Origin of the sequence: Lactococcus sp. NH2-7C (assembly GCF_029953655.1) — a bacterium.
GTDB lineage: Bacteria > Bacillota > Bacilli > Lactobacillales > Streptococcaceae > Lactococcus > Lactococcus lactis.
In genome coordinates this window covers 819,385-845,072 of record NZ_CP124538.1, presented here as the reverse complement: position 1 = coordinate 845,072, position 25,688 = coordinate 819,385, and the positions used below count along the sequence as shown (strand labels likewise).

Here is a 25,688-nt window from a genome sequence, read left to right as displayed (position 1 = left end):
AGAATGATTTGTCAGCAAATTAATGAATTCAGTTAAGAAAATGCAAACTTGCTAATATTAATTATGAATCAAGAAATCTTAAACTTTTCACAAATGCATGCTGAACCAGCTTGGTTATCAGATTTGCGTCAAAAAGCTGCACTTGAATTTGAAAATCTAGAATTACCTAATATTGAACGAGTAAAAATTAATCGTTGGGGCTTAGACCATTTAACAATTTCTGAAAACGAAGAAATTGGATCTGTCCCTACTTTTACAGAAATTCCAAATCATCCCTTGCTTGTTCAAGTCGGAAGTCAAACGGTTATGGAACAAATGACGAAAACGCTGGCTGAACAAGGCGTAATTTTTACAGATTTCAATTCAGCTTTAACCGAAATTCCTGAACTACTTGAAGAAAACTTTGGTTCTGTGGTTCCATTTAATGAAAGTCGTTTAACAGCAGCAAATACTGCGACATTTAATTCTGGATTAGTTCTTTATGTTCCAGATGGTGTGGAAGTCCTTGAACCCATTGAATCAATTTTGATGCAAGAGGGCTCATCAGAAGTTCCATTTAATAAACGAATTTTAATTATCGTTGGAAAAAATGCCAAAGTTGATTACCTTGAACGTTTGGAAACAAGTGGTGAGCAAAGCTCAAAAGCAAAAGCAAATATTGTCGTTGAAGTGATTGCAAAAGCAGGTGCTCAAGTCAAATTTGCAGCCATTGACCGTTTAGGCAAAAATGTTACAGCTTCAGTTGTTCGTCGCGGATTGATTGGTGATAATGCAACAGTTGATTGGTCCGTTGGTGTCATGAATGACGGAAATGTTGTTGCTGACTTTGATAGTGACCTCAAAGGGAATGGTTCACATTCACAGATTAAAGTGGTTGGGATTTCAACAGGTCATCAAACGCAAGGAATTGATACAAGAGTTACAAATTTTGGTCTAAATTCTGTTGGTCATATCTTGCAAAATGGTGTTATTCTTGATAAAGGAACTTTGACATTTAATGCCATTGGTCATATTATCAAAGGGGCTAAAAATGCGGATGCCCAACAATCTTCTCATGTTTTAATGCTTTCTGATAAAGGACGAGGAGATGCCAATCCAATTCTCTTGATTGATGAAAATGAAGTAACTGCGGGGCACGCAGCTTCTGTTGGTCAGGTAGATGAGGAAGATTTATTCTATCTTCAGTCTCGTGGGCTTGATGAAGAAACTGCTAAACGACTTGTTATTCGAGGATTTCTCGGATCGGTTGTCAGTGAAATTCCTGTCAAATCAGTTCAAGCAGAATTTATTGAAACTATTGAAAGAAAGCTGGGCATGTAATGCTTGAAGGCGTAAAAAAAGATTTTCCAGTATTGAATCAAATTGTTAATGATGAACCTTTGGTCTATTTGGACAATGCGGCAACGACTCAAAAACCTTTGGAGGTTTTGGCTGCGATAAAAGATTATTATGAAAATGATAATGCTAATGTCCACCGCGGTGTTCATACTTTGGCAGAGCGAGCAACTGAAAAATATGAGGCGGCGCGTGAAAAAGTCCGTCAGTTTATCAATGCTAAATCAACAAAAGAGGTTTTGTTTACTAGAGGAACAACGACTTCAATCAACTGGGTTGCTCAATTTGCAGGGCAAATCTTAAAAACAGGGGATGAAATTGTCATTTCGGTTATGGAACACCATTCTAATATTGTTCCCTGGCAAGAAGTTGCTAAGAAAACAGGAGCAATCTTAAAGTTTGTCTATCTTAAAGATGGTCAGCTAGATATGGATGATTTACGCAAAAAAATCACTAATCAAACTAAGTTTGTATCGATTGCTCATGTTTCTAATGTATTAGGGACAATTAATCCAGTAGAAGAAATTACCAAAATTGCTCATGAGCACGGTGCCTACATGGTGGTTGATGGTGCACAATCTACACCACATATGGCGATTGACCTTCAAAAAATGGATGTCGATTTCTTTGCTTTCTCAGGTCATAAAATGATGGGACCAACCGGAATTGGCGTGCTTTATGGCAAAGAAGAACTTCTAAATCAATTTGAACCTGTCGAATTTGGGGGAGAAATGATTGATTTTGTTTATGAAAGTCATTCAACATGGACAGAACTTCCTTGGAAATTTGAAGCTGGCACACCTAATATTGCGGGTGCTATTGCTTTAGGAGCTGCGATTGATTATATTCAAGAGCTTGGAATTGACCAAATTCATCAGCACGAAATTGAATTGATTGATTACCTAATGCCAAAACTTCAAGAAATTGAAGGCTTAAAGATTTATGGACCGAAAGATAATGTAAAAAGAGGCGGTCTAATTGCTTTTAATATTGAAGGACTTCATCCACATGATGTCGCAACTGCCCTTGATATGGAGGGGGTAGCTGTAAGAGCTGGTCACCATTGTGCTCAACCTTTATTGAATTATCTCGAAACTCCGGCAACTGCTAGAGCAAGCTTTTATCTTTATAATACAAAAGCAGATTGTGATAAATTAGTTGAAGCACTTAAAAAAACAAAGGAGTTTTTCAACCTTGATTAATATGCTTAATTGGGTCGCCTCCCTCCCACTTTGGTTGGCAACCACATTTCTATTTGTTGTTGTTTTCTTTAGAGCTCAATGTACTTTTTGGTTAGGGAAATTGAGTTACCATGGAATTTTAAAAACGAAGTGGGGCAAAAAGCTTGAAAAAAATTCAGAGACCTCCTCTGGAATTTTGGCCATTCAAAAAATAGGTTGGCCAATTATTCCTCTCTCCTTTTTAACAGTCGGTTTTCAAACTGCTGTGCAATTTGGCGCTGGATTAACAAATTGGTCTTGGTATAAATACACCTTGGCTGCAATTCCAGGTTATTTAGCTTGGGGATTTATCTATGCCTCAGGAGGACTAAGCCTATTTCGTTCACTCGTTCAGGGTTCGATTGGCTTACTTATTCTATTTGTCATCATCATTTTAGCCATGGTAATTGCAGCAAACCTTGTCCTTAGTTATATTCGTAAAAATGGAATAAAAACTGATGATTAGAGAAAAAGAATAATCAACAAGTTACTGACAGAAATTTTATAAGTCATTAAAGAAGGCTGTCAGTAACTTTTAGAATTTATTTTTATCAATATTAAAATAAAGAAAGTGTGAAAATGTGGCTTTATCTAAATTAGATAATCTATATCGTGCAGTAATTCTTGACCACTCATCAAATCCACGTCATGCTGGAGAGTTACAGACAGGATGTATGGTTGACCTCAACAATCCAACCTGTGGTGATGTGATTCGCTTGACCGTTGAATTTGAAAATGATGTCATTTCAAACATTGCTTTTAGTGGTCATGGCTGCACAATCTCAACAGCTTCAGCTTCAATGATGACCGTTGCTGTTCTTGGAAAAACAAAAGAAGAAGCTAAAGAGTTGGCAACAATTTTTTCAGCAATGGTGACTGGTGAAACTGACGAACGACAAGAAGAACTTGGTGATGCTCAGTTTCTTGCAGGGGTTAGCAAATTTCCAGCTCGAGTAAAATGTTCCACTCTGGCTTGGAATGCCTTAAAAAAGGCCATTGATGTTGGTGAAGCACAAGAAACAGTAATTCATGGCGAATAGCTAAAAGTTACTGACAGATTTTTTATCAGTAAATAAAGGCTCGTCAGTAAAACTGAGGAGTCTAGTCTGTCAGTAAAAAGCGATTGAATTGAGCTTTTTATCAATGGATGAAGGATTTGTCAGCAAAGCTGACAAGTCTGTCAGTAATAAATATGCCAAAGAGGAAGAAAAATGACAGAAAATAGTACACAAGAAGTCGTCAAAGACCTCGAAGAATATAAATTTGGATTTCACGATAATGCAGAACTTGAATTCACAACAGGTTTAGGTTTGACCGAAGAAGTCATTCGCGAAATTTCTGAAACAAAAAATGAACCTGAGTGGATGTTAGAATTTCGTCTGAAATCTTTTGAAGCTTTTAAAAAATTGGACATGCCAAAATGGGGCCCAGATCTTTCTGGTATTGATTTTAATGACATTGTCTATTATCAAAAACCATCAGCAAAAGCTGCGCGTTCTTGGGAAGATGTTCCTCAAGAAATCAAAGACACTTTTGAAAAAATTGGTATTCCAGAAGCTGAACGTTCATATTTGGCAGGAGCTTCTGCTCAATATGAATCAGAAGTTGTTTACCATAATATGAAAGATGAATTTGAAAAATTAGGAATTATTTTCACTGATACGGATTCAGGATTACGTGACTATCCAGAAATTTTCAAAAAATATTTCAGTAAACTGGTTCCACCAACGGATAACAAATTGGCAGCATTAAATTCTGCCGTTTGGTCTGGTGGGTCATTCGTCTATGTTCCTAAAGGAGTCAAATGTGAGATTCCTATTCAAGCCTATTTCCGTATTAACAACGAAAAATCAGGACAGTTTGAACGGACTTTGATTATTGTTGAAGAAGGTGCATCTATTCAATATGTTGAGGGATGCACTGCACCAACTTACTCTGCAAGTTCACTTCATGCAGCAGTGGTTGAAATCTTTGTTGAAGAGGGTGGTTACATGCGCTACTCTACTATTCAAAACTGGTCAGATAATGTTTATAATCTGGTTACCAAGCGTGCTGCTGCAGAAAAAAATGCAACCGTTGAATGGATTGACGGAAACTTGGGTTCAAAAGTATCCATGAAATACCCAGCCGTTCATTTGAATGGACCAGGAGCGCGTGGAACAATGCTCTCAATCGCTTTTGCTGGAGCAAACCAAAATCAAGACACAGGTGCTAAAATGATTCATAACGCACCAAATACTTCAAGTTCAATCATTTCTAAGTCTATTGCCAAAAATGGTGGAGCAGTCAATTACCGTGGGCAAGTTACTTTTGGAAAAAATTCTAAAAAATCTGCTTCTCATATTGAATGTGACACAATTTTGATGGATGATTTATCAAAATCAGATACCGTACCATTCAATGAAATTCATAATTCGCAAGTTGCCTTGGAACACGAGGCAAAAGTGTCAAAAATCTCGGAAGAACAACTCTATTATTTGATGAGTCGTGGACTTACAGAAAAAGAAGCAACTGACATGATTGTCATGGGCTTCATTGAACCCTTTACCAAAGAATTGCCAATGGAATACGCTGTTGAATTAAATCGCTTGATTTCTTATTCAATGGAGGGTTCTATCGGGTAAAATAAAAAATCTGCTCCCTTGATTTTGGGGAGTATTTTTTTATGATTTATATCTTACTTAGTTTGTGATATTAGAGAAAAGAGGTACAATGAAAACTCTGATAGAATCACTTGAAATAATAAAGAGGATTAATCTAAATTTTATTTTTTCATAATTCGTTGAATAATAGTTTCAACAGGCTCAATTTTTTCAAGATAAGCAGAAGAGCTACCAGCCATAAATGCACCATTGATTAAATCGCCTGTTTCTACTGCGGCTCTCAAAGATTTATTAGAAGAAGGTTCTGACGAAGGCTTTAATAATCTTGTCAGATGGCCATTCTTATCTGAGATTAAACTTGTGCCATTTTCTTCACTTTTGCAGATTAATTCTTGGTAAATTGGTGAAATATGACATTCTTTTGCCAATAAAAAGGCGGTACCAACTTGTACCCCGTTTGCACCTAAAATATTAGCCAAAGAAGCAGTATGGTGATCATAAATTCCACCAGCAGCGATGAGCGGTAAGGGACAGATTGGAGCAATTTCTTTGAGAAGTGAGGCCAAGTTTTGGCTACCCACGTGACCTCCTGCTTCATTTCCTTCTACAATGATTCCGGAGATAGGAAGTTTTAACATTTTTAGGGCAATTTCTTTATTGGGAACCACAGGGAAAAGTTTGATATTATTAGCAATAATAGTATCAATAATTTCTTTAGGACTCCCTGCACCAGTTGTCACTACTGATATTTTTTCTTCACAAATCACTTCTAAAAGTTGCTTGATATTTTTATCGAGTAGCATTAAATTAACACCAAAAGGCTGTGAAGTGAGAGTTTTTGTTTTTCTTATCATTCTTCTCAATTCATTTGCTGTCCGTCCGCCACTACCAATAATTCCCAAAGCTCCATTGTTTGAAACAGCAGCTACTAATTCGGCATTAGAAGCCCAAGCCATTCCGCCTTGAAAAAGAGGGTATTTTATTCCTAATTCGTGATACCAAGTCATTTAATTCTCTTTCTATGCCATATTAAAGTTTATGAAATGTGGGTTCCTGCCAATAGCCAATTTCAGGGCCATTAACGGAAAAAATTTTACCTGTCATTTCGCTTTCGATTAAATCATTAATAATAAAATTAGCGACATCGGAGCTTGAACCCATTTTCCATTCATCAGGGATATTCTGACCATAAGTTTCTTTTAAACTTTTTAATACTGGTAGAGTCATATCAGTTACGGCAGCAGGGGAAACAGAATTTACTCGTATCTTATTTTTTTGCAATTCTTTAGCTAATGTTTTCGTAAAGGCAATGATGCCAGCTTTGGACGCTGCATAGTTTGCTTGCCCGAAGTTACCAAATAAAGCTGATTTTGAAGTTAGTGTAATGATTTGTCCACCTTGATTGATTTTATCAAGCAAAGCGTGAGTACTATTAAAGACACCGGTCAAATTGACAGAAATGACTTCATCCCAAATTTCTGGACTCATTTTCTTAAAAGTACTATCAGCAGTAATTCCAGCATTATTAATTAGAATATCAATATCCTTTATTAATTTGGCTGCATTAGCAACGCTAGAGCGATTAGAAACATCTAGTGGAATAGCTTGGATTTCTGTTTCGGGAAATTTTTTTTGTAATTCTTCAGCCCTACTTTTTAAACTTAGTGGGTCACGGCCAGTTAAAATGACTTTGTGATTGGATTGAGCAGCCTTCTGAGCAATTGCCCAGCCGATTCCCCTTGTTGCACCAGTAATCAAAATTGTTCGTTTGTTCATTGCTTCCATTCTCCTTTTAGGATTAATGTTTGATTTCTGTCAGTAATTTGAAAAGCGTTTTGATTAAATATAAAACAAAAGCGTTCATTCAAATAAGCTGGTGAGCAGAAATTTGCTTTTAGATATGATAAAGGCACAGAATAGAACTCTTGATACATCTCTTCTAAAATAAATAATAAAAAATTTCCAGGTATAATAGGATTTTTACCGTAGTGTAAAGAATTGGTATCTTTAACTGATTGAAGATAATCAATTAAATCAGCCTTATTGATTTTTTTGTATAATTTCATTCCAGGAATCCTCAGATAATAGACTTAGGTTAATTTGTGCCAATAACTTTGTATTGCTAGTTATTTCAAGACTTAGATTGATTATATATTTTTTTGAATGACGAGTGATGTGTTCACTTAGTAAATAAAGTTTCAGTTTATCAAATGAATAATTAGAAGATGAATATCGAATAATTTCTTCGGATAGTAACCAATTTTCTCCATTTTTAAGACTGTGGGGAATTCCTTCTAATTCTTGCCACAATTGTGGAAGTAAGGAGAGAAAATTTTTTTGGCCCTCTAATTTAAAATGTCTTGGAAGACTTGTTTGAGCGATTAAAATCATTTTTGATACCAGTGGTTACCTATCAGTACACTGATTCCCATACCTCCAGCTACGCACAAAGTTGCGATGCCAAGACATGGTTTTTGCACTTGGTTTAGGCGATTTAAGAGTCGAGAAATTAGAATGCCACCAGTTGCACCGTAAGGATGACCAAATGCAAGGGCACCACCATAAGCATTTAATTTTATATCATCAAGCTTAAAATAATTTTGGAATAAAATGGCCTGACTGGCAAAGGCTTCATTTAATTCGATAGCCTCAATATCATTAAGTTTAAGGCTAAATTTCTGTAAAAGTTTTTCAGTTGCTTTTATTGGGCCTAATAAGAAATCTGATGGAGATAAAGCAATAGTTGTTTGTCCTAGATAATATCCCTGAAAATCAAAAGGTTTATTAGTGGATGACAATATGATTGAAGAAGCACCGTCGTTTATTGGGCAAGAGTTTCCAGCAGTGGCTGTTCCGTTAGTGGTAAAAGCAGGGGTTAATTTGCTCAAAGCGTCTATTGAGCAATTAGGGCGAACAGTTTGATCATTACTTATTGTAAATTCTTCATCTTGATAGGGAAAAATTTCGTTTTCTAAAAGTTTTCCTTCAATGGCTTGAGTCGCTTTTTTATGACTATTTAGAGCGTAAAGGTCTTGAATACTACGAGAAATATTGTATTTTAGGGCTGTCATATCGGCAATTGTTCCCATGTCAAAATCTTCATAGGGTTCAGGAGCCATTTTAAATCGGTTAATCGGCTGATGACTCTCTGAATCAAGCACAATATTGGCTTGAGATGTGCTTTCTATCCCACCTGTGCAAATAATGGAAGCTTCACCAGAAATAATGTAATTTGCAGAGCTAATCATAGCTGTCAGTCCAGAACCGCACTGCTGGTCAATAGTAAAAGCTGGGACTTTGCTAGAAAATCCTGCTTTTAAGGCGCAACGTCGAGCCAAATTTCCTCCTTGATTAGTCACATTTCCCAAAATAATATAGTCAATATCAGCTTTTTTGAGAAGTGTATTTTTATTAAACTGTTGTTTAATTAGATTTTGATATAAAGTTTCAGGAGAAGTTTTTTTATAAAAACCATTGATTTTTCCTATAGGTAAACGGTTTGCTGCTATTATACCGACGGGATTTTTAAAGCTCATGATAGACACCTCTAAAATATTCTTTTTCTAATTCTTTTCTGGATATTTTTTGATTTTTAGTAAAATTAAGAGTAGGAGTTTCTAAATATATTTGAGGAAGTTTGTATTTAGGAAGTCTTTGAGCTAGTATTCTGATTAATTTCTCTTTCTCGATAGGATTTAAGAGGAGTAGAGCAATTTTTTGACTATATCTTTCATCAAAAACTCCAAAAGCGATGCAGTCTTCACATAAATCTTTTGCCATACGCTCAATTTCTTCTGGAAAAATTTTATTTGCACCGTGCTCGATAATGTCAGACCGGCGTCCAAATAAATACAGATGATTTTTTTTTAAAGTTCCTAAATCATCAGTTGTCCATGATTGTGGATAAGGTTGATTAAGATAACCAGAAAATAAATAAGGACTTTTAACTGTAAGACGATATTGTGGTCCTAAAGTGAGCTCTACGTATGGAAAGAGTTTTCCTACAGAGGATGCTTTTTTACCATCATTAACTGCTTGCCATGAAATAAAACTTGTTTCAGAGCTTCCATAAAATTCAATCATTTGAGTTTGTGGAAGTTTTTTTCTTACTTTATTAATTGCCTCTGGACTCAGTGTTCCTCCACCTAAAAAAATAATCTCTGGAGAAGTTAAGGGAAATAATTCATTGAGGTTATTTAAGAGAAAGGTTGGGACGGTGAAGAGAGCATAACTTTCCTTAATGTTTGTAAATTGAGAAGGTTTTGTAATTGCTAGGAAGGTTTTCCCTAAATATAAAGCGCACATTAGTGTGTGAAGTCCTAAAGAGGTGGTGAGAGGACTTGTAGTTGCAAGAGCCTGTAATTTGTTCAAATGAAATAGATTATTGCAAACTTCAAAGCCAATTTTCCAAGACTCCCAGTTACGATAATAGATTTTGGGCTGTCCAGTTGTCCCAGATGTGCTTGCTAAAAACAAAGTATCCTCAGGAATAAGTCCGAATTCAAGAGACTTTTTCTTAAAAGATTTATCCACGACAAGTGGATAATTTCCACTTTCGATAATTGCGAGAAAATCAATAATAAAATTAAAGGGACTATCATTTATTAGAGTAATAACAGTTTTGGAGGAGTTGCTATAATCTGCTATTTTTTTTTGTACTAAATCATTGATTTGTTGGTAGTTATAGGAAGTTTCATCTATTTTAAGAGCTGGATAATCAGTAAAAAGTGCGGCCAGTTTTGAAAAATTAAATTTATTTTTTTCCATCTAAAATTTTCCTTTGTATGAATAAAAAAGCAAACAATAAAATTAATAGTTAACCTAAATTTGATTTTAGGGTTACTGTTTGATATGATATCAGTATAATAAAAAATTCTTTTATTGTAAAATATAAAATCAGGAGTAGCAAATATGACTAAGAATCAAAAAGTCAAAACATTAACGTATTCAGCCTTTATGACTGCATTTATTATTCTTCTAGGATTTTTACCAGGAATACCAATTGGTTTTATTCCTATCCCAATTATCTTGCAAAATATGGGAATAATGATGGCTGGGGGACTTCTTGGACCCAAATATGGTACAATTTCGGTAGGAGCATTTCTTACCTTAGCTTTAATTGGCTTACCTGTTTTAACGGGTGGAAATGGGGGAGCAGCGAGTTTTTTAGGACCTTCGGGAGGCTACCGAATAGCTTGGCTTTTTACACCATTTTTAATAGGTTTTTTTATTAAGAAATTGCAAATTACAAATTCCAAGAATTGGATTGGAGAATTAATCATTGTTTTAGTGTTTGGAGTTATTTTTGTTGATCTAGTCGGAGCAATCTGGCTATCTATTCAATCTAATATTCCATTAATTACTTCGTTGATTTCTAATTTAGTTTTTATTCCTGGTGATTGTATCAAAGCCATTTTGACTGTTTTTATCGTGCGACGTCTTAGAAAAGAAGGGGGCTTTGAAATGTATTTTAGAAAGTGATAATTATGCGAACAACAAAGCAATTTGTCTTGTTAAAACTTCTTCAACAAAAAGGAAACTGGGTTTCGGGTGATGAATTAGCTGAGGAACTAAAGCTTAGTCGAGAAAGTATCTGGAAAGCAATTAATACTTTAAAGCGCAAGGGCAATCAAATCGAAAGCCGTAAAAATTTGGGCTATAAGTATGTTGGAAATGATTCATTAGATGAAGATACGATAAATTTTTATAGCGGAATGAAATTTGAAGATAAAATTTTTGTTTTTGATGAGGTGACTTCTACGCAAGAGTTAGCGAAGCAATATTTGTCTTCACATGAGGTCAAACAACCTCTTATTTTTGTTGCAAATAATCAAACGGAGGGTCACGGTCGGCGTGGCCGAAATTTCTATTCTCCAAGTGATACTGGATTATATTTTAGTCTTATTTTACCGAACCCAAGTCATGATGTTTTGGAAATAGGATTATTGACGACAAGTACGGCTGTGGCTGTTGTCAAGGTCCTTGAGCAATTTTATAAAGATAAAAACTTTCAACTTAAATGGGTTAATGATATTTATTTGGGGACCTATAAAGTTGGCGGAATTATCACTGAAGCTGCTTTAGATTTAGAATCAAGCTCCGCTGGAAATTTCATTATGGGAATTGGCTTAAATCTTTCAACAAAAGATTTTCCAGCGGATTTATCTGAAAAGGCTCAGGGAATAAACCCTGAGTATGAGATAGACAGAAATCAGTTATTAGCGGAAATGGCTAAAGAAGTGATAAATAATTTCGCAAATTATAGACAGCCAGATTTAATTGATGAGTATCGAAAGAGGTCATTGTTGTTTGGTAAAAATGTGACTTTGAAATTGGGAGCAAAAGCTGTTAAAGGGCGAGTAGAAGGATTTTCTGATGATGGAAGCTTGATTTTAAAAGCAGAGTCAGGTGAATTACAAACTTTTAAAAGTGGCGAAGTTGTGAAAGTTGATTGGTAGTGAGAGGTGAGCTTAATTGCGAGAAAAAATCTGGGGCAAAGCGATAGATGAGGAAGGCAGATGTATTCATTATCGTCAAGAAAATGATATTGTCGCCCTAAAATGTGGATATTGTGAAAAATATTTTTCATGTTATCATTGTCATGACGAGCTAGAAAATCATCAGTTTATGGCTACAGATAAAGATGATTTTCCAGTCCTTTGTGGTCATTGTGGAACAAAAATGAATTTTAATAATTATTCAAAGGGGCATTGTGTGAAGTGTGACTTTGCTTTTAATCCAAATTGTCATCGACATTGGCATGTTTATTTTAAAGCATAGGCTTGAGTGTTGATATTATGAAGGAAAAAATTAAATGTTATTTACTGAATTAGCAAGAAAAAAATCATCAGTGTTTTGGGAAAGAAGTTTTAATCATCCTTTTATTCAGGGGTTAGTGAGCGGAGAATTAGCTCCTGAGGTTTTTCGCTATTATTTGTTGCAGGATCGTTATTATCTTGAACATTTTAGCAAGTTATATTTCCTTATTGCCGAGAAGTCTACTAGTGAAGAGGTTCAAGCACATTTAAGATTAAATGCAGAAGAACTAAAAAATGGAGAAATTTTTGTTCGTGAAGGATTTTTTAAAGAATTAGAGATTGGTGAACAAGAAGTTTTAGAAACGCCTATTGCTCCTACTGCTTATCATTATGTTTCTCATATGTATCGACAGCTTATTGATGGGACTGTCAATAGTGCTATTGCAGGAATGCTACCTTGTGCTTGGCTTTATCATGAAATTGGTATGCAATTAATTGAGGTCGGGTCGCCCAATCCGTTGTACCAAAAATGGATTGAGACCTATGGTAGTGAAGAAGCTACCCTCCAAATAGTAAAAGAGTGCGATATTATCAATCGGCTTTACCAGGATAGTGATGAACAAGAGCAAGAACAGATGCTTGAGGCTTTTCTGATTAGTAGTAAAATGGAGGCCGATTTTTGGGAAATGGCTATGGTCTTAGAAAAATGGTAGTTGAAATTTTTCTGTAAAAGTTAAAAAGTCTTATATGACTTCTAATATAAAAAAAGATTAAATGTATTTCAGTTAATTCTTGCAAACGGATACACAAAATGATAGAATATAATTATCCTTATAGGAAAGCGTTTACCTAAAAGTCATGGTTACGTTAATAAGCTATAGCGAGTAGCTTAATTTCTTTCAAATCCCTCCTAGTCAGAGGGATTTTTTTATGGAATTTTAGATTGAAAGAATTGATAATAAATGGATTATCAACCTGAAAATGTTCCTTTGAAATTAATTTACTTTTAAATGAGAAAAAGCTTGTCACTGCCATCTTTAGATGTTATAATTTATTGTGGTGCAAAATTTTATATGCTAGTTAGGAGAAGTAGTGGAACATTCAGCTACTCAGCGCGAATCCCAAAAAGTATGGACGGCCATTAAAAATTGGTTTCTAGTGGACAAAGTTTTTCTGATTTCGTTTATTATTGCAATTATTGCCATTAGTTTGGGTGGAGTGACAACGCGTTTCTTTAATTATCACGTCATCGTTACGGTTTCAGGTTTGATGCTTGTGATTGGTGGATTTAAAGAAACAGGTTTGTTACAGTATTTGGGACAATCCTTAGTCAAAAGAAGTACAACAACGCGTCAGCTCGTTCGATTTACGACGCTACTTACCTTCTTTTTAGCCGTTTTTTTTACAAATGATTTAACAATCTTGACGGTCTTACCGCTCTATTTAGCGATTACTAAAGAAATTAAAAATCGAAAGTCAGTTTATATTGGAGCAGCATTGATTGTTCCAGCCTGTCACATTGGTTCTGCCTTACTTCCACAGGGCAATCCACATAATCTTTATTTGTATTCTTTTTATAAAGTGGCTGCACATCATGGTGGTGTCGCTTTAACTAATTTGGACTTTTTTAAAGGAACTGGGGCTCTATGGATTTTAGGACTATTAATTTTGATGATTGCTTGTCAATTCATTGATAATGAGCCTTTGGTGATTGAAACTAAAGTGACGCAATTTAATAAAGTCGAAACTTCTATTTTTGTTGTTTTGATGTTATTGATGGCAGCTTCTGTTTTTGGTTATGTGAATTTTTATCTTGCTGGAGCAATTGTTGCTTTAGTTGTGTTGATTTATCGTCCGAGACTTTTTAAAGGAATTGATTATCACCTTTTATTTACATTTATCTTTTTCTTTTTGATTGTAGGAAATATTGCTAATATCAGTGTGTTAACTGATTTTATCAGTGATACTTTAGTTGGACCGCAAGCTTCTTTTTTAGGAACTGTGATTATGAGTCAATTTATCTCTAATATCGCGGCCCCAATTTTGATTTCTCCGTTCACTCCTCATGCTGTTTCTTTGGTGCTGGGAGCTGATATTGGGGGAATTGGTACAATTGTTTCGTCAATGGCAACGCTGATTGCTTACAAAGTTATTCGAATGAATGCGCGTGGAGAAACGCGAGGATTTGTAAAATATTTTACAATTGTAAATGCAGGATTTGTTGTGATTCTAACTTTAATTGGTTTAGTCATTGTGACAATCGTTGGTTAAGATGTAAAAGTTGGAGCATCCAGCTTTTTTATTATGGAAAATTTTTACTGACAGAGCTGTCAGTAATTTTTTATTTACCTCTGATAGAAATTTGTTAATTAAAAATGTGTAGAAATTTCTGTCAGTAATTAATAAATGGTGTATAATAGTTAAAAATGTAAAGGAGAAGGAAATGGAGTTTAGATTAGCGAAAAAGTCTGATGCTAAAAGACTTTTAGAAATTTATAAACCTTATGTTGAAAAAACAGCCATTACTTTTGAGTATGAAGTCCCAACGATTGCAGAATTTGAAAAGCGAATTGAAAAAAATAGGAAGTCGCTATCCTTATATTGTGGCGATTGAAAATGACAAAATCATTGGTTATGCTTATGCTGGCGCTTATCGAGAACGGGCGGCTTATAATTGGGTGGTTGAATTATCAATTTATTTAGATGAAAATGAACGGCAACATGGCGCTGGTAGTGCCCTTTATCAAAAGTTACTGACAGCTTTGTCGGCACTTAATTATCAGCGTGCTTATGCTTGTATTACCTATCCAAATCTGGCAAGTGTTGCATTTCATAAAAAATTTGGTTTTGAGAAAATTGGACTTTTTCCAAAAGCGGGTTATAAGTTTGAAAAATGGTATGGTATTGTTTGGTTAGAACGCTCTCTTCAAAATACTGACAAAGTTACTGCAATAAAATTACTGACAGATTTGTCAGAGAATGAACTAGAAAAAATCTTGGCCAATTAGTCAAGATTTTTTATTATTTTATTAAAAAGTAAAACATTTTGTGTTTGGTAAGAAAAATATTAAAATAAAATTAAATAAATTAAAAGTAGAAAGGAAGAAAAAATGAACAAATTTATCTGGTCCATTTTTATCCCTGTCCTGATTTTTGCAGGACTATTGACAGTTATTGGTTTTGCCCTTGAGAGTCAGCATTTTTACTGGCTTCAATCCGTCGAGCTAATTTATCTTTTTGGAAGTTTAATCTTTACTTTTGCTGCTTTTTGGATTTGGCATCTGGGGATAAAATCTCGGAAAATGAAAAGCTTAAAAGTTTTATGGCTCATCATGAGTTTAGTTTTTCTAATTGACTTAATCAACACAGGAGTTTATTTAGCTCAGGGTCAAGGATGGCTGTGGGGCATGAGTAGTTTTAGTTCTGCTGGACCTGCATTTTTTGCAAGCATGCTACTTTTGATCCTAAGTTTTTTAGGTTTTAGAGATCAAATGAAGAAAGAAAATTAAAATGACAAAATTAAGACATTTTTGTCTTACTTAAGAGGGAAAAGGAGGTTAAAAGTGAAAATAAAATGATATAATTAGAAAAAAAGGAAGAGTAAGGAAAATTATGACATTAAAGATTGACAAAGTTCGAAAAAGCTTTGGTGATAAAATCGCTGTTGATAATCTCAATATGCTTGTTAAACCAGGTGAAGTTATGGGCTTAATTGGTCAAAATGGTGCTGGGAAAACAACGACTTTTCGGATGATTCTTAATTTTATATCAGCTGACCAAGGAAAAATTACTTGGCAAGATGGACCGATTACCCAAGAAATTAAACAAAAAATTGGTTTCTTACCTGAAGAACGTGGACTCTATCAAAAGATGACGGTTGAAGACCAAATTCTTTACTTTGCGGAACTCCATGGAATGAAACGAGCAGATGCCCGGATAAAGCTACAAGACTGGATGAAACGCTTAGAGGTCGTTGGTAAACCAACTGATAAAGTGCAAACCCTCTCTAAAGGGAATGCCCAAAAAATTCAATTCATTGCCACTTTAATTCATGAGCCTGAATTTTTGATTTTGGATGAGCCATTTACAGGTCTTGACCCAGTGAATACAGAACTCTTGCGAAATGAGATTAAACGGAGTCGTGATAATGGAGCGGCGGTTATTTTCTCTAATCATAATATGAGTGATGTTGAGCTTTTATCTGATCATTTGTTAATGTTAAAAGGTGGTCAAACAATTTTAAATGGAACGGTTGAAGCCATACGAGCTTCTTATGGTCGTACCCGCATTTATTTGGAGTCTGATCTACCAAATGAAGAACTTTCTGTAATCACAGGAGTTGAATCAATTGAAAAAAGAGGAAGCGGTCGTTCAATAAAAATATCTGAGGCAGAAGTTGGGCGTGAAATTTTCCAAAAAGTATCTAAAGAGGGCTATGTTCAAGCATTTGTTCAATCTCCACCGTCACTGGATGAAATTTTCCGAATGGAAGTAGCTGAGAACAATCAAGAAAATTTAAGTGCAAGAAGTGAGGAAATAAAATGAAAAATCAAACTTGGCTTGTTGCAAAAAATATTTACCGGAGTCGTGTCAAAGGAGTGGGCTTTTGGGCACTAGTCCTTTCACCATTTTTGCTAGGAGCGATTTATTTAATTATCGGTTTAGTCATCAGTAGTGGGGCTAATCAAAGTCCAAAAATTGCTGTAGTCGATAATCCTGCTCTAACTCAGATTCTTTCTAAAAACGACACTTTAAAAGCAGACATTCGTAATGAGTCTTCTTTAGAAGGCGCTAAAAAAGACCTTTCTTCCGGAAAAATTGATGGATTTTTAACCGAAGATAATGGAGCTTATACCATTGTCACTGATAATAAATCAAGTGTTAAATTTGACCAATCAAGTTTTCAAACTGCGTTGACTCAAGTTAATATTTCAAAAACAGCACAACGTCTCAATCTGTCAGCCGCTGATGTTCAAGAACTTCTTAGTCCAGCTAAGTTTACAATGAAAACACAAACAAGTTCTGGACAAAAGTCAACAGGTGATGGACAGACTGGCGCGAATATTGCAATTGGCTCCATTGCTTCGATTTTAATTTTTACATTGATGATGATGTATGTGGGAATCATTGGTCAGGAAATTGGTAACGAGAAATCCAGTCGTATTATGGAGACGTTACTCGCGGCCACTAGCTCAAACGTGCAGTATTATGGGAAAATTATTGGTGTAATTCTACTATTAGCGACTCAGCTTGGAATTTATGTGCTTGGTTTCGGGATTGCTTATCCTTTTATCAAAAATTTAGATCAAATTAAAGCGATTGGGGCCATGCTTTCTGGGATTACCTTCGGTTTCGGAATTTATTTGGTAGCCATGTCTTTGATTGGGATTTTGGGCTATTTAATTCTCGCATCAATTGTGGCATCTCTGGTTAATGAGCAAGCCCAGGTGCAACAAGCTACTCAGCCAATTGCCTTTTTAGCGATGATTGGTTATATTGGGGGAATTGCTGGCTCGACTGTTCCGGGGAATATTGTTTTGAAAGTTCTTAGTTTTATTCCATTTATCAGTCCAACATTGATGACTAGCCGATTGGCTATTCAATATTCAACAACGACAGAAGCTTGGATTGCTCTTGGATTACAACTTTTAGCAACACTTGCCATAGCAAAAGCGGGTGAGAAAATTTATGCGCGAAACGTTCTTTCTTACAGCGATGAAAAAATTATGAGTCAACTTTTTAAAGGACTGACAGGTCAAAATTCGAAGAAAAAAACAACTGACAGACTGGTTAGTGAAAATGGTGAAAAGAAAAATCCATGGCGGAGAAATTCTCCATTGCGTTTGGCTCTTATCGTCATTATCATTCTAATAATTTTGGCTTATCGATTCATCTTTAAATAAAAAATATTTTATAATTCAACTCTTGGAAACTTTCCAAGAGTTTTTTCGTATATAAAAGTATGGATAAGATTTTAGAAAAAGTAAAAGAATATTGGAAAATGATTATTTTAGTTGTTTGTGGACTCATTGCTGGTGGAATTTTTTACGTTTTAACCAACGGTCAAAAGCCAACTACAAATCTGTCAGTAGAAAATTTAAGTCCCGTCAGCAGCCAAAAGTCTGTCAGTAAATTTAGTGGACCTAATGAAAAATCTGTCAGTAAAATTATGGTTGATTTAAAAGGTGCGGTGACAAAACCTAATGTCTATCAAATTTCGTCAGATGAACGTTTAGTTGATTTAATTAAAGAAGCCGGTGGTTTTACTGACTAAGCTGACCAGAAATCAATTAATCTGTCAGCGAAATTAAAAGATGAAGAAGTAATATATGTCCCAAAAATTGGTGAAAGTTCAAGCTCAGAAAATACTGACAGTCCTAATAACTCTGTCAATAGTCAAACCTCTACAACCACTTCAAAAATAAATATCAATGAAGCGGATGTGACAGAATTACAAAAATTAACAGGTGTTGGTCAGAAAAAAGCTCAGGACATCATCGATTTTCGGACGAAAAATGGTGATTTCAAATCACTTGAAGACTTGGGAAAAGTTTCTGGTTTTGGAGATAAAACACTAGAAAAATTGAAAGATGAGCTATGTTTTGAATAAAATGCCTTTGATATTTTTAGCTTATCTTTCTGTTATCTTGTATTTTTTAATTTTTAATTTTAATTTACTTTGTCTCATTTTGTTCATTTTTTCAAGTTTACTTGCCTTATATAGAAAATATTATTTAGTCATTCCTGTTTTATTAGTGATGGGAAGTTTTTTCTTAGTAGTAAAAATGGATACGATTAATAATAGTGAAAATCAGCCAACCACTCTTTCCAAAATTACAATTATTCCCGACACGATCCAAGTTAATGGTGATTTATTAAGTTTTCAAGGAAAAGAAAGAGGCCAAAATTATCAAGTTTACGAGACTCTAAAAAGTAAAAAAGAACAGAAATTTTATCAAAATCTAAGTCAAAATTGTCAGTTGAGTTTCACAGGAAACCTCCAAATTCCGGAAAAACAAAGAAATTTTAATGGATTTGATGACCAAAAATATTTAGCAAGCCAGAATATATATCGGCAAATTACGATTGATAAAATTAATAAAATAGTTTTAAACGACACTTTTGACCTCCACGTTTTAAGACGAAAAGCAATTGTCTGGTCACAAACTCATTTTCCAAAGCCAATGAATGACTATATGACTGGCTTACTTTTTGGATTTTTAAGTAAAGATTTTAATCAAATGGGAGACATTTACAGCTCGTTAGGAATCATTCATCTTTTTGCCTTATCCGGAATGCAAGTTAATTTTTTCATTGATTGGTTTCGTAGAATTGTTCTGCGACTAGGAATGACAAGAGAAAAATTAAATATTTGGCAAATTCCATTTTCAATTTTTTATGCATTTATGACAGGGTTTTCGGTTTCAGTATTACGAGCTTTATTTCAAAAAAATATCCGTCTAAATGCATTAGATAATCTAGCAGTGACAACCTTTCTTTTGATGATTGTGAGTCCTAAATTTTTACTGACAACGGGAGGACAATTAACTTTATTTTATGCTTTTGTTATTTCAATGATTAGTCATAGATTTTCAGAACTAAAAAGAATAAGAAAATTATTGACAGAATCATCAGTGATTTCCTTGTGTGTTCTACCTTTACTCATTTTAGATTTTCATATTTTTCAACCTTTTTCAATTCTACTAACGATTGGATTTGGATTTTTATTTGACGTAATTTTACTACCTTTGCTACTGGGAGTCTTTTTCTTGTCTCTAATTGGCTATAGTTTTAATTTAAATATAATTTTTCAAATTTTAGAGTGGCTGATTTATAAGATTGATTTACCCTTGCACTATCCCTTAGTTTTAGGGAATCCAAACTCAATTGAATTGATAATCTTATTTTGTCTTATCGGTTTGTTAATTGATAGTCTCTTTAAGAAGAGAAGGCAAATAATTTTTGCTGCCTTAATTGTTTGTAGCTTTTTTATTTGTAAAAATCCAATTTCCCCCAGTATCACAGCAGTAGATATTGGCCAAGGGGATAGTATTTTTTTGCAAGATAAATTTAATAAAAAAACAATCTTGATTGATACAGGCGGACGATTAGCTCTTCCGCAAGAAAATTGGCAAAAGTCCCAAACTCAAACAAATGCCGAAAAAACACTCATTCCATATCTTGAATCTGTTGGGGTGAGTAAAATCGACCAGCTCATTTTGACGCACACGGACGCTGACCATGTTGGAGATTTTTTGTATTTAGCCGATAAAATAAAAATAAAAGAAATTTGGGTTAGTCCAGGTGAATTGACAAATAATCATTTTGTAAAAAAATTGAAGAAATCAAAAGTTGCGATTCACGTCAGTAAAGTTGGAGACGCAATTCCAATCTTTGATAGCGTATTACGAGTCATATCAAATGGGTACACAGGAAAAGGGGTTAATAATGACTCTATCGTGACCTATGGAAATTTTTATCAGACAAAATTTCTATTTACGGGCGATTTAGGACAAGAAGGAGAAAAAGAACTTCTTAAAAATTACCCTAAGTTAAAAGTTGATGTTTTAAAAGTAGGTCATCATGGCAGTAAAACAAGTTCAAACCCCGAATTTATTAAAGAAATTAATCCCAAACTTGCACTCATTTCGGTTGGAGAGAAAAATCGCTATGGTCATCCCAACCAAGAAACTCTAGAAACATTAAAAAAATACCAAATAAAAATACTTAGGACTGACCAAAAGGGAGCGCTTAAACTGACGCAAATTAATCAACAGTGGCGAATCCAAACAGTTAGATAAATGAAAGGAAAAAGTGAGCAAAAGACATCTATAAAATGTTACAATAAAGAAGACGTTGGAGGCCTCTAGAAACGTAAAAATACTACCATTATTTGATTTCTAATGTACCCCAAAAATAAAATGGAGTAATGACTTCACAGCGCACACTTTGAAAAAGTGAAAGAAGGTCAGAATAAAAGAGAAAGGAAATTTCAAAATTAAGGGATTTAAGAAAATCCACTTTTAATAGGTAGAAAGTTATCAACAAATGATAACAACATAAATTTATTAAGGAGATATTTTATGGCAGTAATTAATATCGAATACTACTCAGAAGTTCTTGGGATGAATCGAAAAGTTAATGTTATTTATCCTGAATCAAGTAAAGTGGAAGGTTTTACCCAAACAGATATTCCTGTGCTTTATCTTTTGCATGGAATGAGTGGTAACGAGAATTCTTGGATGATTCGTTCAGGAATTGAACGATTAATTCGGCATACTAATTTGGCAATTGTCATGCCCTCAACAGATCTTGGTTTTTATGTGAACACCACATATGGTATGAATTATTTTGATGCGATTGCTCATGAACTTCCCAAAGTAATTAACAATTTTTTCCCAAATCTATCCACAAAAAGAGAAAAAAACTTTATCGCTGGTTTATCAATGGGAGGATATGGAGCTTATCGTCTCGCATTAGGAACTGAACATTTTAGTTATGCGGCTAGTTTGTCTGGCGTTTTGACTTTTGACGGAATGGAAGAAAATTTCAAAGAAAATCCAGCTTACTGGGGAGGGATTTTTGGAAATTGGGAAACTTTTAAAGGGTCAGATAATGAAATTTTATCTTTAGCAGAAAGAAAACAAGAAAACAAACCCAAACTTTACGCTTGGTGTGGGAAACAAGATTTTCTTTTTCCGGGAAATGAATACGCGACAGCCCAATTGAAAAAATTAGGTTTCGATATCACTTATGAAAACTCCGATGGCGTCCACGAATGGTATTATTGGACCAAAAAAATCGAATCTGTATTAAAATGGCTCCCAATAAATTATAAACAAGAAGGACGCTTGATTTAATCTAAAAATTTTCTCTGTTTATTCGGTACAAAATTTCAATTTTTTGTCTATCAAACGCTTACAAAGACAAAAATGAGAGAAATGATGAAATTCTCATGCTTGTCTTTGACAAAAACTACGAATAGTAGTAGAATTTCTTAGTAAAATAAATTTGCGAAATCGCAATATAGAAAGAGGTCTATAATGACAATTACACTTGCCGCTCTTGGAGCAATTGCTATCGGTCTTGCAGCACTCGGAGCCGCTATCGGTGATGGACTTATCGTTTCAAACTTCCTCCAAGCCGTTGCACGCCAACCAGAACTTGAAGGAAAACTTCGTGGTTCGATGTTCATGGGTATCGCCTTTGTCGAAGGTACATTCTTCATCGCCCTTGCTATGGCATTCCTTTTCCGTTAAAATTTTTCTCAACAAAATTTTAAAAACAGAAAGGAAGAACAGGTATGGAATCAACATGGACCTTTAATATTGGGCCAATTCCATTTGATGGAACAATCACAGTAATGACTTTTGTGACTGTCCTCATTGTGTTCGGTCTGGTATTCTGGGCGAGCCGCAATATGCAGCTCAAACCCAAAGGTAAACAAAATGTTCTTGAGTGGGTTGTTGATTTTGTCAATGGAGTTTCCAAAGATAACGTCGGCCCTCATGAAGCACCCCGCTTTACGCTCATGAACTTTACCCTCTTTTCTTTCCTTCTTATTGCCAACTGCATTGGGCTAGTAACTAAAATTAGTACGCCAGGTGATGTTTCTCTTTGGAAATCACCAACTGCAAATCCAACAGTCGATTTGACACTTGCACTACTTGTTGTTGTAATGTCAAATACACTGGGTGTACAAAAATTCGGTTTTAAAGGTTACCTCAAAGTTGCCTTCTGGAAAGATCCGAAAGGTCTTCTTCCAATGAATATTCTGGAAGAATTTACAAATGCACTTTCACTTGGTTTACGGCTTTATGGGAATATCTTCGCGGGTGAAATCATGCTTGGTCTTATCGCCGGTATGATTCAATCAACCATGTGGATGCTCCCAGTTGCGTGGATTCTTGAAGTTGCATGGATTGGCTTTTCACTTTTCATTTCAGCCCTCCAAGCTTATGTCTTTGTCCTTTTGACAAACTTGTACATTAGCCACAAAATTATAGCAGAACATTAAGAAAGGAGTAGAAATTGTCAACATTATTATTAGAAGCTGCTCCGAATACCGTTCTCGGTAACATCATCGTTGTATCTGGTGCATTTATTATCTTATTGGTATTGTTGCGCCTCTTTGCATGGAATGCAATTACTAGTGTTTTTGCAAGTCGTGCGAAAAAAATATCTGATGATATCGATGCAGCAGAAGCGAACAACAAACAAGCTGCTGACTTGGTTAAACAACGTCAAGCAGAACTTGCAGGTTCAAAAGAAGAAGCTGCTAACATCATTCAAGTTGCAAATGATACTGCCTCACAAAACCGTGCGAAAGTACTTGCAACAGCAAATGAAGAAGCAACTAGTTTGAAAAAGCGTGCGCAAGAAGATATCGAGCAAGAACGCAAAGAAGCTCTTAACACAGTTAAAGGCGATGTTGCGGACATCTCAGTTCAAATTGCTGAAAAGCTTATTGGACAATCATTAGATGCTTCTGCGCAACAGGAATTAATCGACTCTTATCTCGCTAAGTTAGGAGAATAAGATGACAAAAGTAAATTCACAAAAATACAGTAAAGCGCTACTAGAAGTTGCCCAAGAAAAAGGGCAACTTGAAGCAATTCTTGCTGAAGTTCGCGAAATGATTCAACTTTTCAAAGAAGATAACTTGGCTTCTTTTTTAAGTAGCGAAGTTTATTCATTCTCTGCAAAATCTGAATTGATTGATACTTTACTTCAAACATCCTCAGAAGTAATGTCAAATTTCCTTAATACTGTTCGTTCAAATGGCCGTTTAGGAGATTTGGGTGAAATACTTGATGAAACTAAAAATGCAGCAGATGATATGTTTAAGATTGCTGACGTTGAGGTGGTTTCAAGCATTGCTTTGACAAATGCTCAAATTGAAAAATTTACAGCTATGGCGAAAGCAAAATTTGACCTAAATGAAGTAACAGTAATTAACACAGTCAATGAAAAAATTCTCGGTGGATTCATTGTGAATTCTCGTGGAAAAATTATTGACGCCTCACTAAAAACACAATTGGCTAAAATCGCCGCTGAAATCCTTTAGTCAGGATAGAAAAATTTTCTTTCTCTGCTCAAAACTCAGTAGAAAATTTTTCAAACTCACACTGTTAAACTTTTGAGAACATGCAAAGGTAATTTTAAATCTTACCTATTATATGCTCAAACAGTATAACTGCAGTTTAAAGCTAAATAGCCTTGAACTAGTAAAAATTTCTAGAAGGGAGCATATTTTTGGCAATTAAAGCTAATGAAATCAGCTCACTGATTAAAAAACAAATTGAAAATTTCACACCAGATTTTGAAGTTGCTGAAACTGGTGTCGTTACCTATGTTGGTGACGGTATCGCCCGTGCCTATGGCCTTGAAAATGCGATGAGCGGTGAGCTTGTTGAGTTTTCAAATGGTGTCCTTGGTATGGCGCAAAACTTGGATGCGACAGACGTTGGTATTATCGTACTTGGTGATTTCCTCTCAATTCGTGAAGGTGACACTGTAAAACGTACAGGTAAAATCATGGAAATCCAAGTTGGTGAAGAACTCATCGGACGTGTTGTAAATCCACTTGGACAACCTGTTGATGGACTTGGAGAAATCAATACAGGTAAAACTCGTCCAGTTGAAGCAAAAGCTCCTGGTGTTATGCAACGTAAATCAGTCTCTGAACCATTGCAAACTGGTCTTAAAGCGATTGATGCCCTTGTTCCAATTGGACGTGGACAACGTGAATTGATTATCGGAGACCGTCAAACAGGTAAAACATCAGTCGCTATTGATGCAATCTTGAACCAAAAGGGTCAAGATATGATCTGTATCTACGTTGCGATTGGACAAAAAGAATCAACTGTTCGTACACAAGTTGAAACGCTCCGTAAACTCGGTGCGATGGATTATACAATCGTCGTAACTGCGTCAGCTTCTCAACCTTCACCACTTCTTTACATCGCTCCTTATGCTGGAGCAGCAATGGGTGAAGAATTCATGTACAATGGTAAACATGTCTTAGTTGTTTATGATGATTTATCAAAACAAGCGGTTGCTTATCGTGAACTTTCACTCTTGCTCCGCCGTCCACCAGGTCGTGAAGCATACCCAGGTGATGTATTCTACTTACATTCACGTCTTTTGGAACGTGCTGCCAAATTATCTGACGATCTTGGTGGTGGTTCAATGACTGCATTGCCATTCATTGAAACACAAGCCGGAGATATCTCAGCTTATATTGCAACAAACGTTATCTCTATTACTGACGGTCAAATTTTCCTTGAAAATGACTTATTCTATTCAGGTGTACGCCCTGCCATCGATGCTGGTTCTTCAGTTTCTCGGGTTGGTGGTGCTGCACAAATCAAAGCCATGAAGAAAGTTGCTGGTACTTTGCGTCTTGACCTTGCGTCATTCCGTGAACTTGAAGCCTTTACTCAATTTGGTTCTGACCTTGATGAAGCGACTCAAGCAAAATTGAATCGTGGTCGTCGTACCGTTGAAGTTTTGAAACAACCATTGCACAAACCATTGGCTGTTGAAAAACAAGTTTTAATTCTTTATGCATTGACTCATGGTCATCTTGATGATGTTCCAGTTGATGATGTTCTTGATTTTGAAACTAAAATGTTCGATTTCTTCGATGCAAATTATGCAGAACTCTTGAACGTGATTACTGAAACTAAAGATTTGCCAGAAGAAGCAAAACTCGACGAAGCAATTAAAGCATTCAAAAATACAACCAATTATTAATAAGGAGGCTAACT

The 25,688-nt window shown here is 35.2% G+C and carries 29 protein-coding genes and 1 pseudogene; 23 read left to right on the top strand and 7 right to left on the bottom strand.

Features of this window, described 5'->3' with window-relative positions:
• Positions 1–63 precede the first annotated feature (63 nt).
• The 5 genes from sufD (at position 64) to sufB (ending at position 5,179) form a co-directional block, all read left to right on the top strand.
• On the top strand, positions 64–1,320 hold the full coding sequence (gene sufD / locus QJV49_RS04080) for a Fe-S cluster assembly protein SufD (protein ID WP_225511952.1): 1,257 nt from the start codon (positions 64–66) through the stop codon (positions 1,318–1,320).
• Positions 1,320–2,537: a cysteine desulfurase gene (locus QJV49_RS04075; RefSeq protein ID WP_225511904.1), complete on the top strand. Its 1,218-nt coding sequence runs from the start codon at positions 1,320–1,322 to the stop codon at positions 2,535–2,537. Before sufD ends, QJV49_RS04075 begins: the two co-directional genes overlap by 1 nt.
• Position 2,538: 1 nt before the next feature.
• Positions 2,539–3,021, top strand: a complete 483-nt coding sequence (locus tag QJV49_RS04070; RefSeq protein WP_225511953.1) for a hypothetical protein — start codon at positions 2,539–2,541, stop codon at positions 3,019–3,021.
• A 115-nt stretch (positions 3,022–3,136) separates the two neighbouring features.
• Positions 3,137–3,595: a Fe-S cluster assembly sulfur transfer protein SufU gene (gene sufU / locus QJV49_RS04065; protein ID WP_012898355.1), complete on the top strand. Its 459-nt coding sequence runs from the start codon at positions 3,137–3,139 to the stop codon at positions 3,593–3,595.
• 171 nt (positions 3,596–3,766) lie between these two features.
• Complete coding sequence (gene sufB, locus QJV49_RS04060) at positions 3,767–5,179, top strand: Fe-S cluster assembly protein SufB (RefSeq protein ID WP_004255207.1); 1,413 nt, start codon at positions 3,767–3,769, stop codon at positions 5,177–5,179.
• A 140-nt stretch (positions 5,180–5,319) separates the two neighbouring features.
• Here the strand turns inward: sufB and QJV49_RS04055 are convergent, their stop codons facing one another.
• From QJV49_RS04055 to QJV49_RS04030, 6 genes are read right to left on the bottom strand one after another with little or no spacing between them, the layout of a single operon-like run.
• Positions 5,320–6,165 carry a nitronate monooxygenase family protein gene (locus QJV49_RS04055; RefSeq protein WP_225511905.1) on the bottom strand — a complete coding sequence of 282 codons (846 nt, stop codon included), beginning with the start codon at positions 6,163–6,165 and terminating at the stop codon, positions 5,320–5,322.
• Between the two features lie 22 nt (positions 6,166–6,187).
• Entirely contained in the window at positions 6,188–6,934 is a 747-nt protein-coding gene (locus QJV49_RS04050) for an SDR family NAD(P)-dependent oxidoreductase (protein WP_225511906.1), read from the bottom strand.
• Positions 6,931–7,224: a hypothetical protein gene (locus tag QJV49_RS04045; protein WP_015426950.1), complete on the bottom strand. Its 294-nt coding sequence runs from the start codon at positions 7,222–7,224 to the stop codon at positions 6,931–6,933. The genes QJV49_RS04050 and QJV49_RS04045 overlap by 4 nt, the downstream gene beginning before the upstream one ends.
• Positions 7,199–7,549: a hypothetical protein gene (locus QJV49_RS04040; protein WP_225511907.1), complete on the bottom strand. Its 351-nt coding sequence runs from the start codon at positions 7,547–7,549 to the stop codon at positions 7,199–7,201. The genes QJV49_RS04045 and QJV49_RS04040 overlap by 26 nt, the downstream gene beginning before the upstream one ends.
• Entirely contained in the window at positions 7,546–8,694 is a 1,149-nt protein-coding gene (locus tag QJV49_RS04035; protein ID WP_225511908.1) for an acetyl-CoA C-acyltransferase, read from the bottom strand. The genes QJV49_RS04040 and QJV49_RS04035 overlap by 4 nt, the downstream gene beginning before the upstream one ends.
• Entirely contained in the window at positions 8,684–9,925 is a 1,242-nt protein-coding gene (locus QJV49_RS04030; RefSeq protein WP_225511909.1) for an AMP-binding protein, read from the bottom strand. The genes QJV49_RS04035 and QJV49_RS04030 overlap by 11 nt, the downstream gene beginning before the upstream one ends.
• A gap of 144 nt (positions 9,926–10,069) precedes the next feature.
• Here QJV49_RS04030 and QJV49_RS04025 point away from each other — a divergent pair, with 144 nt between their 5' ends.
• The 10 genes and pseudogenes from QJV49_RS04025 to QJV49_RS03980 all read left to right on the top strand — a co-directional run bounded on the left by QJV49_RS04025 (position 10,070) and on the right by QJV49_RS03980 (position 18,190).
• On the top strand, positions 10,070–10,639 hold the full coding sequence (locus QJV49_RS04025) for a biotin transporter BioY (RefSeq protein ID WP_225511910.1): 570 nt from the start codon (positions 10,070–10,072) through the stop codon (positions 10,637–10,639).
• A gap of 5 nt (positions 10,640–10,644) precedes the next feature.
• Positions 10,645–11,616, top strand: a complete 972-nt coding sequence (locus QJV49_RS04020) for a biotin--[acetyl-CoA-carboxylase] ligase (RefSeq protein ID WP_225511911.1) — start codon at positions 10,645–10,647, stop codon at positions 11,614–11,616.
• 16 nt (positions 11,617–11,632) lie between these two features.
• Positions 11,633–11,938 carry a CHY zinc finger protein gene (locus QJV49_RS04015; RefSeq protein WP_225511912.1) on the top strand — a complete coding sequence of 102 codons (306 nt, stop codon included), beginning with the start codon at positions 11,633–11,635 and terminating at the stop codon, positions 11,936–11,938.
• 34 nt (positions 11,939–11,972) lie between these two features.
• Positions 11,973–12,629, top strand: a complete 657-nt coding sequence (tenA, locus tag QJV49_RS04010; RefSeq protein WP_225511913.1) for a thiaminase II — start codon at positions 11,973–11,975, stop codon at positions 12,627–12,629.
• A 379-nt stretch (positions 12,630–13,008) separates the two neighbouring features.
• Complete coding sequence (locus QJV49_RS04005) at positions 13,009–14,187, top strand: SLC13 family permease (RefSeq protein WP_225511914.1); 1,179 nt, start codon at positions 13,009–13,011, stop codon at positions 14,185–14,187.
• A 172-nt stretch (positions 14,188–14,359) separates the two neighbouring features.
• Positions 14,360–14,924 (top strand): annotated as a pseudogene (locus QJV49_RS04000) (GNAT family N-acetyltransferase).
• Positions 14,925–15,026: 102 nt separating this feature from the next.
• Complete coding sequence (locus tag QJV49_RS03995; protein WP_225511915.1) at positions 15,027–15,425, top strand: hypothetical protein; 399 nt, start codon at positions 15,027–15,029, stop codon at positions 15,423–15,425.
• A gap of 103 nt (positions 15,426–15,528) precedes the next feature.
• The gene (locus QJV49_RS03990) at positions 15,529–16,461 is read left to right on the top strand and encodes an ABC transporter ATP-binding protein (protein WP_225511916.1); all 933 of its coding nucleotides are present in this window, start codon (positions 15,529–15,531) and stop codon (positions 16,459–16,461) included.
• Positions 16,458–17,819, top strand: a complete 1,362-nt coding sequence (locus QJV49_RS03985; protein ID WP_225511917.1) for an ABC transporter permease — start codon at positions 16,458–16,460, stop codon at positions 17,817–17,819. Before QJV49_RS03990 ends, QJV49_RS03985 begins: the two co-directional genes overlap by 4 nt.
• A 59-nt stretch (positions 17,820–17,878) precedes the next feature.
• A complete protein-coding gene (locus QJV49_RS03980; RefSeq protein WP_225511918.1) occupies positions 17,879–18,190 on the top strand; it encodes an SLBB domain-containing protein in 312 nt (103 codons plus the stop codon).
• Here the strand turns inward: QJV49_RS03980 and QJV49_RS03975 are convergent.
• Positions 18,187–18,309 (bottom strand): hypothetical protein, encoded by a 123-nt coding sequence (locus tag QJV49_RS03975; protein WP_255597690.1) that lies wholly within the window; start codon positions 18,307–18,309, stop codon positions 18,187–18,189. The two genes, QJV49_RS03980 and QJV49_RS03975, sit on opposite strands and share 4 nt — an antisense overlap.
• A gap of 49 nt (positions 18,310–18,358) precedes the next feature.
• On the opposite strand from QJV49_RS03975, the gene QJV49_RS03970 reads away from it, so the two are divergent.
• The 8 genes from QJV49_RS03970 to atpA all read left to right on the top strand — a co-directional run bounded on the left by QJV49_RS03970 (position 18,359) and on the right by atpA (position 25,674).
• Positions 18,359–18,526 (top strand): helix-hairpin-helix domain-containing protein, encoded by a 168-nt coding sequence (locus tag QJV49_RS03970; RefSeq protein WP_228766058.1) that lies wholly within the window; start codon positions 18,359–18,361, stop codon positions 18,524–18,526.
• Entirely contained in the window at positions 18,507–20,717 is a 2,211-nt protein-coding gene (locus tag QJV49_RS03965; RefSeq protein WP_225511919.1) for a DNA internalization-related competence protein ComEC/Rec2, read from the top strand. The genes QJV49_RS03970 and QJV49_RS03965 overlap by 20 nt, the downstream gene beginning before the upstream one ends.
• A gap of 282 nt (positions 20,718–20,999) precedes the next feature.
• Positions 21,000–21,776, top strand: a complete 777-nt coding sequence (locus tag QJV49_RS03960; protein ID WP_225511920.1) for an alpha/beta hydrolase family protein — start codon at positions 21,000–21,002, stop codon at positions 21,774–21,776.
• A gap of 183 nt (positions 21,777–21,959) precedes the next feature.
• Complete coding sequence (locus tag QJV49_RS03955; RefSeq protein WP_004255250.1) at positions 21,960–22,175, top strand: F0F1 ATP synthase subunit C; 216 nt, start codon at positions 21,960–21,962, stop codon at positions 22,173–22,175.
• A 44-nt stretch (positions 22,176–22,219) separates the two neighbouring features.
• Complete coding sequence (gene atpB / locus QJV49_RS03950) at positions 22,220–22,933, top strand: F0F1 ATP synthase subunit A (RefSeq protein WP_225511921.1); 714 nt, start codon at positions 22,220–22,222, stop codon at positions 22,931–22,933.
• Between the two features lie 14 nt (positions 22,934–22,947).
• The gene (atpF, locus tag QJV49_RS03945; RefSeq protein WP_010906128.1) at positions 22,948–23,454 is read left to right on the top strand and encodes a F0F1 ATP synthase subunit B; all 507 of its coding nucleotides are present in this window, start codon (positions 22,948–22,950) and stop codon (positions 23,452–23,454) included.
• 1 nt (position 23,455) lies between these two features.
• On the top strand, positions 23,456–23,983 hold the full coding sequence (locus tag QJV49_RS03940) for a F0F1 ATP synthase subunit delta (protein WP_225511922.1): 528 nt from the start codon (positions 23,456–23,458) through the stop codon (positions 23,981–23,983).
• A gap of 188 nt (positions 23,984–24,171) precedes the next feature.
• Positions 24,172–25,674 (top strand): F0F1 ATP synthase subunit alpha, encoded by a 1,503-nt coding sequence (atpA, locus tag QJV49_RS03935; RefSeq protein WP_225511923.1) that lies wholly within the window; start codon positions 24,172–24,174, stop codon positions 25,672–25,674.
• The last annotated feature ends 14 nt before the right edge of the window (positions 25,675–25,688 follow it).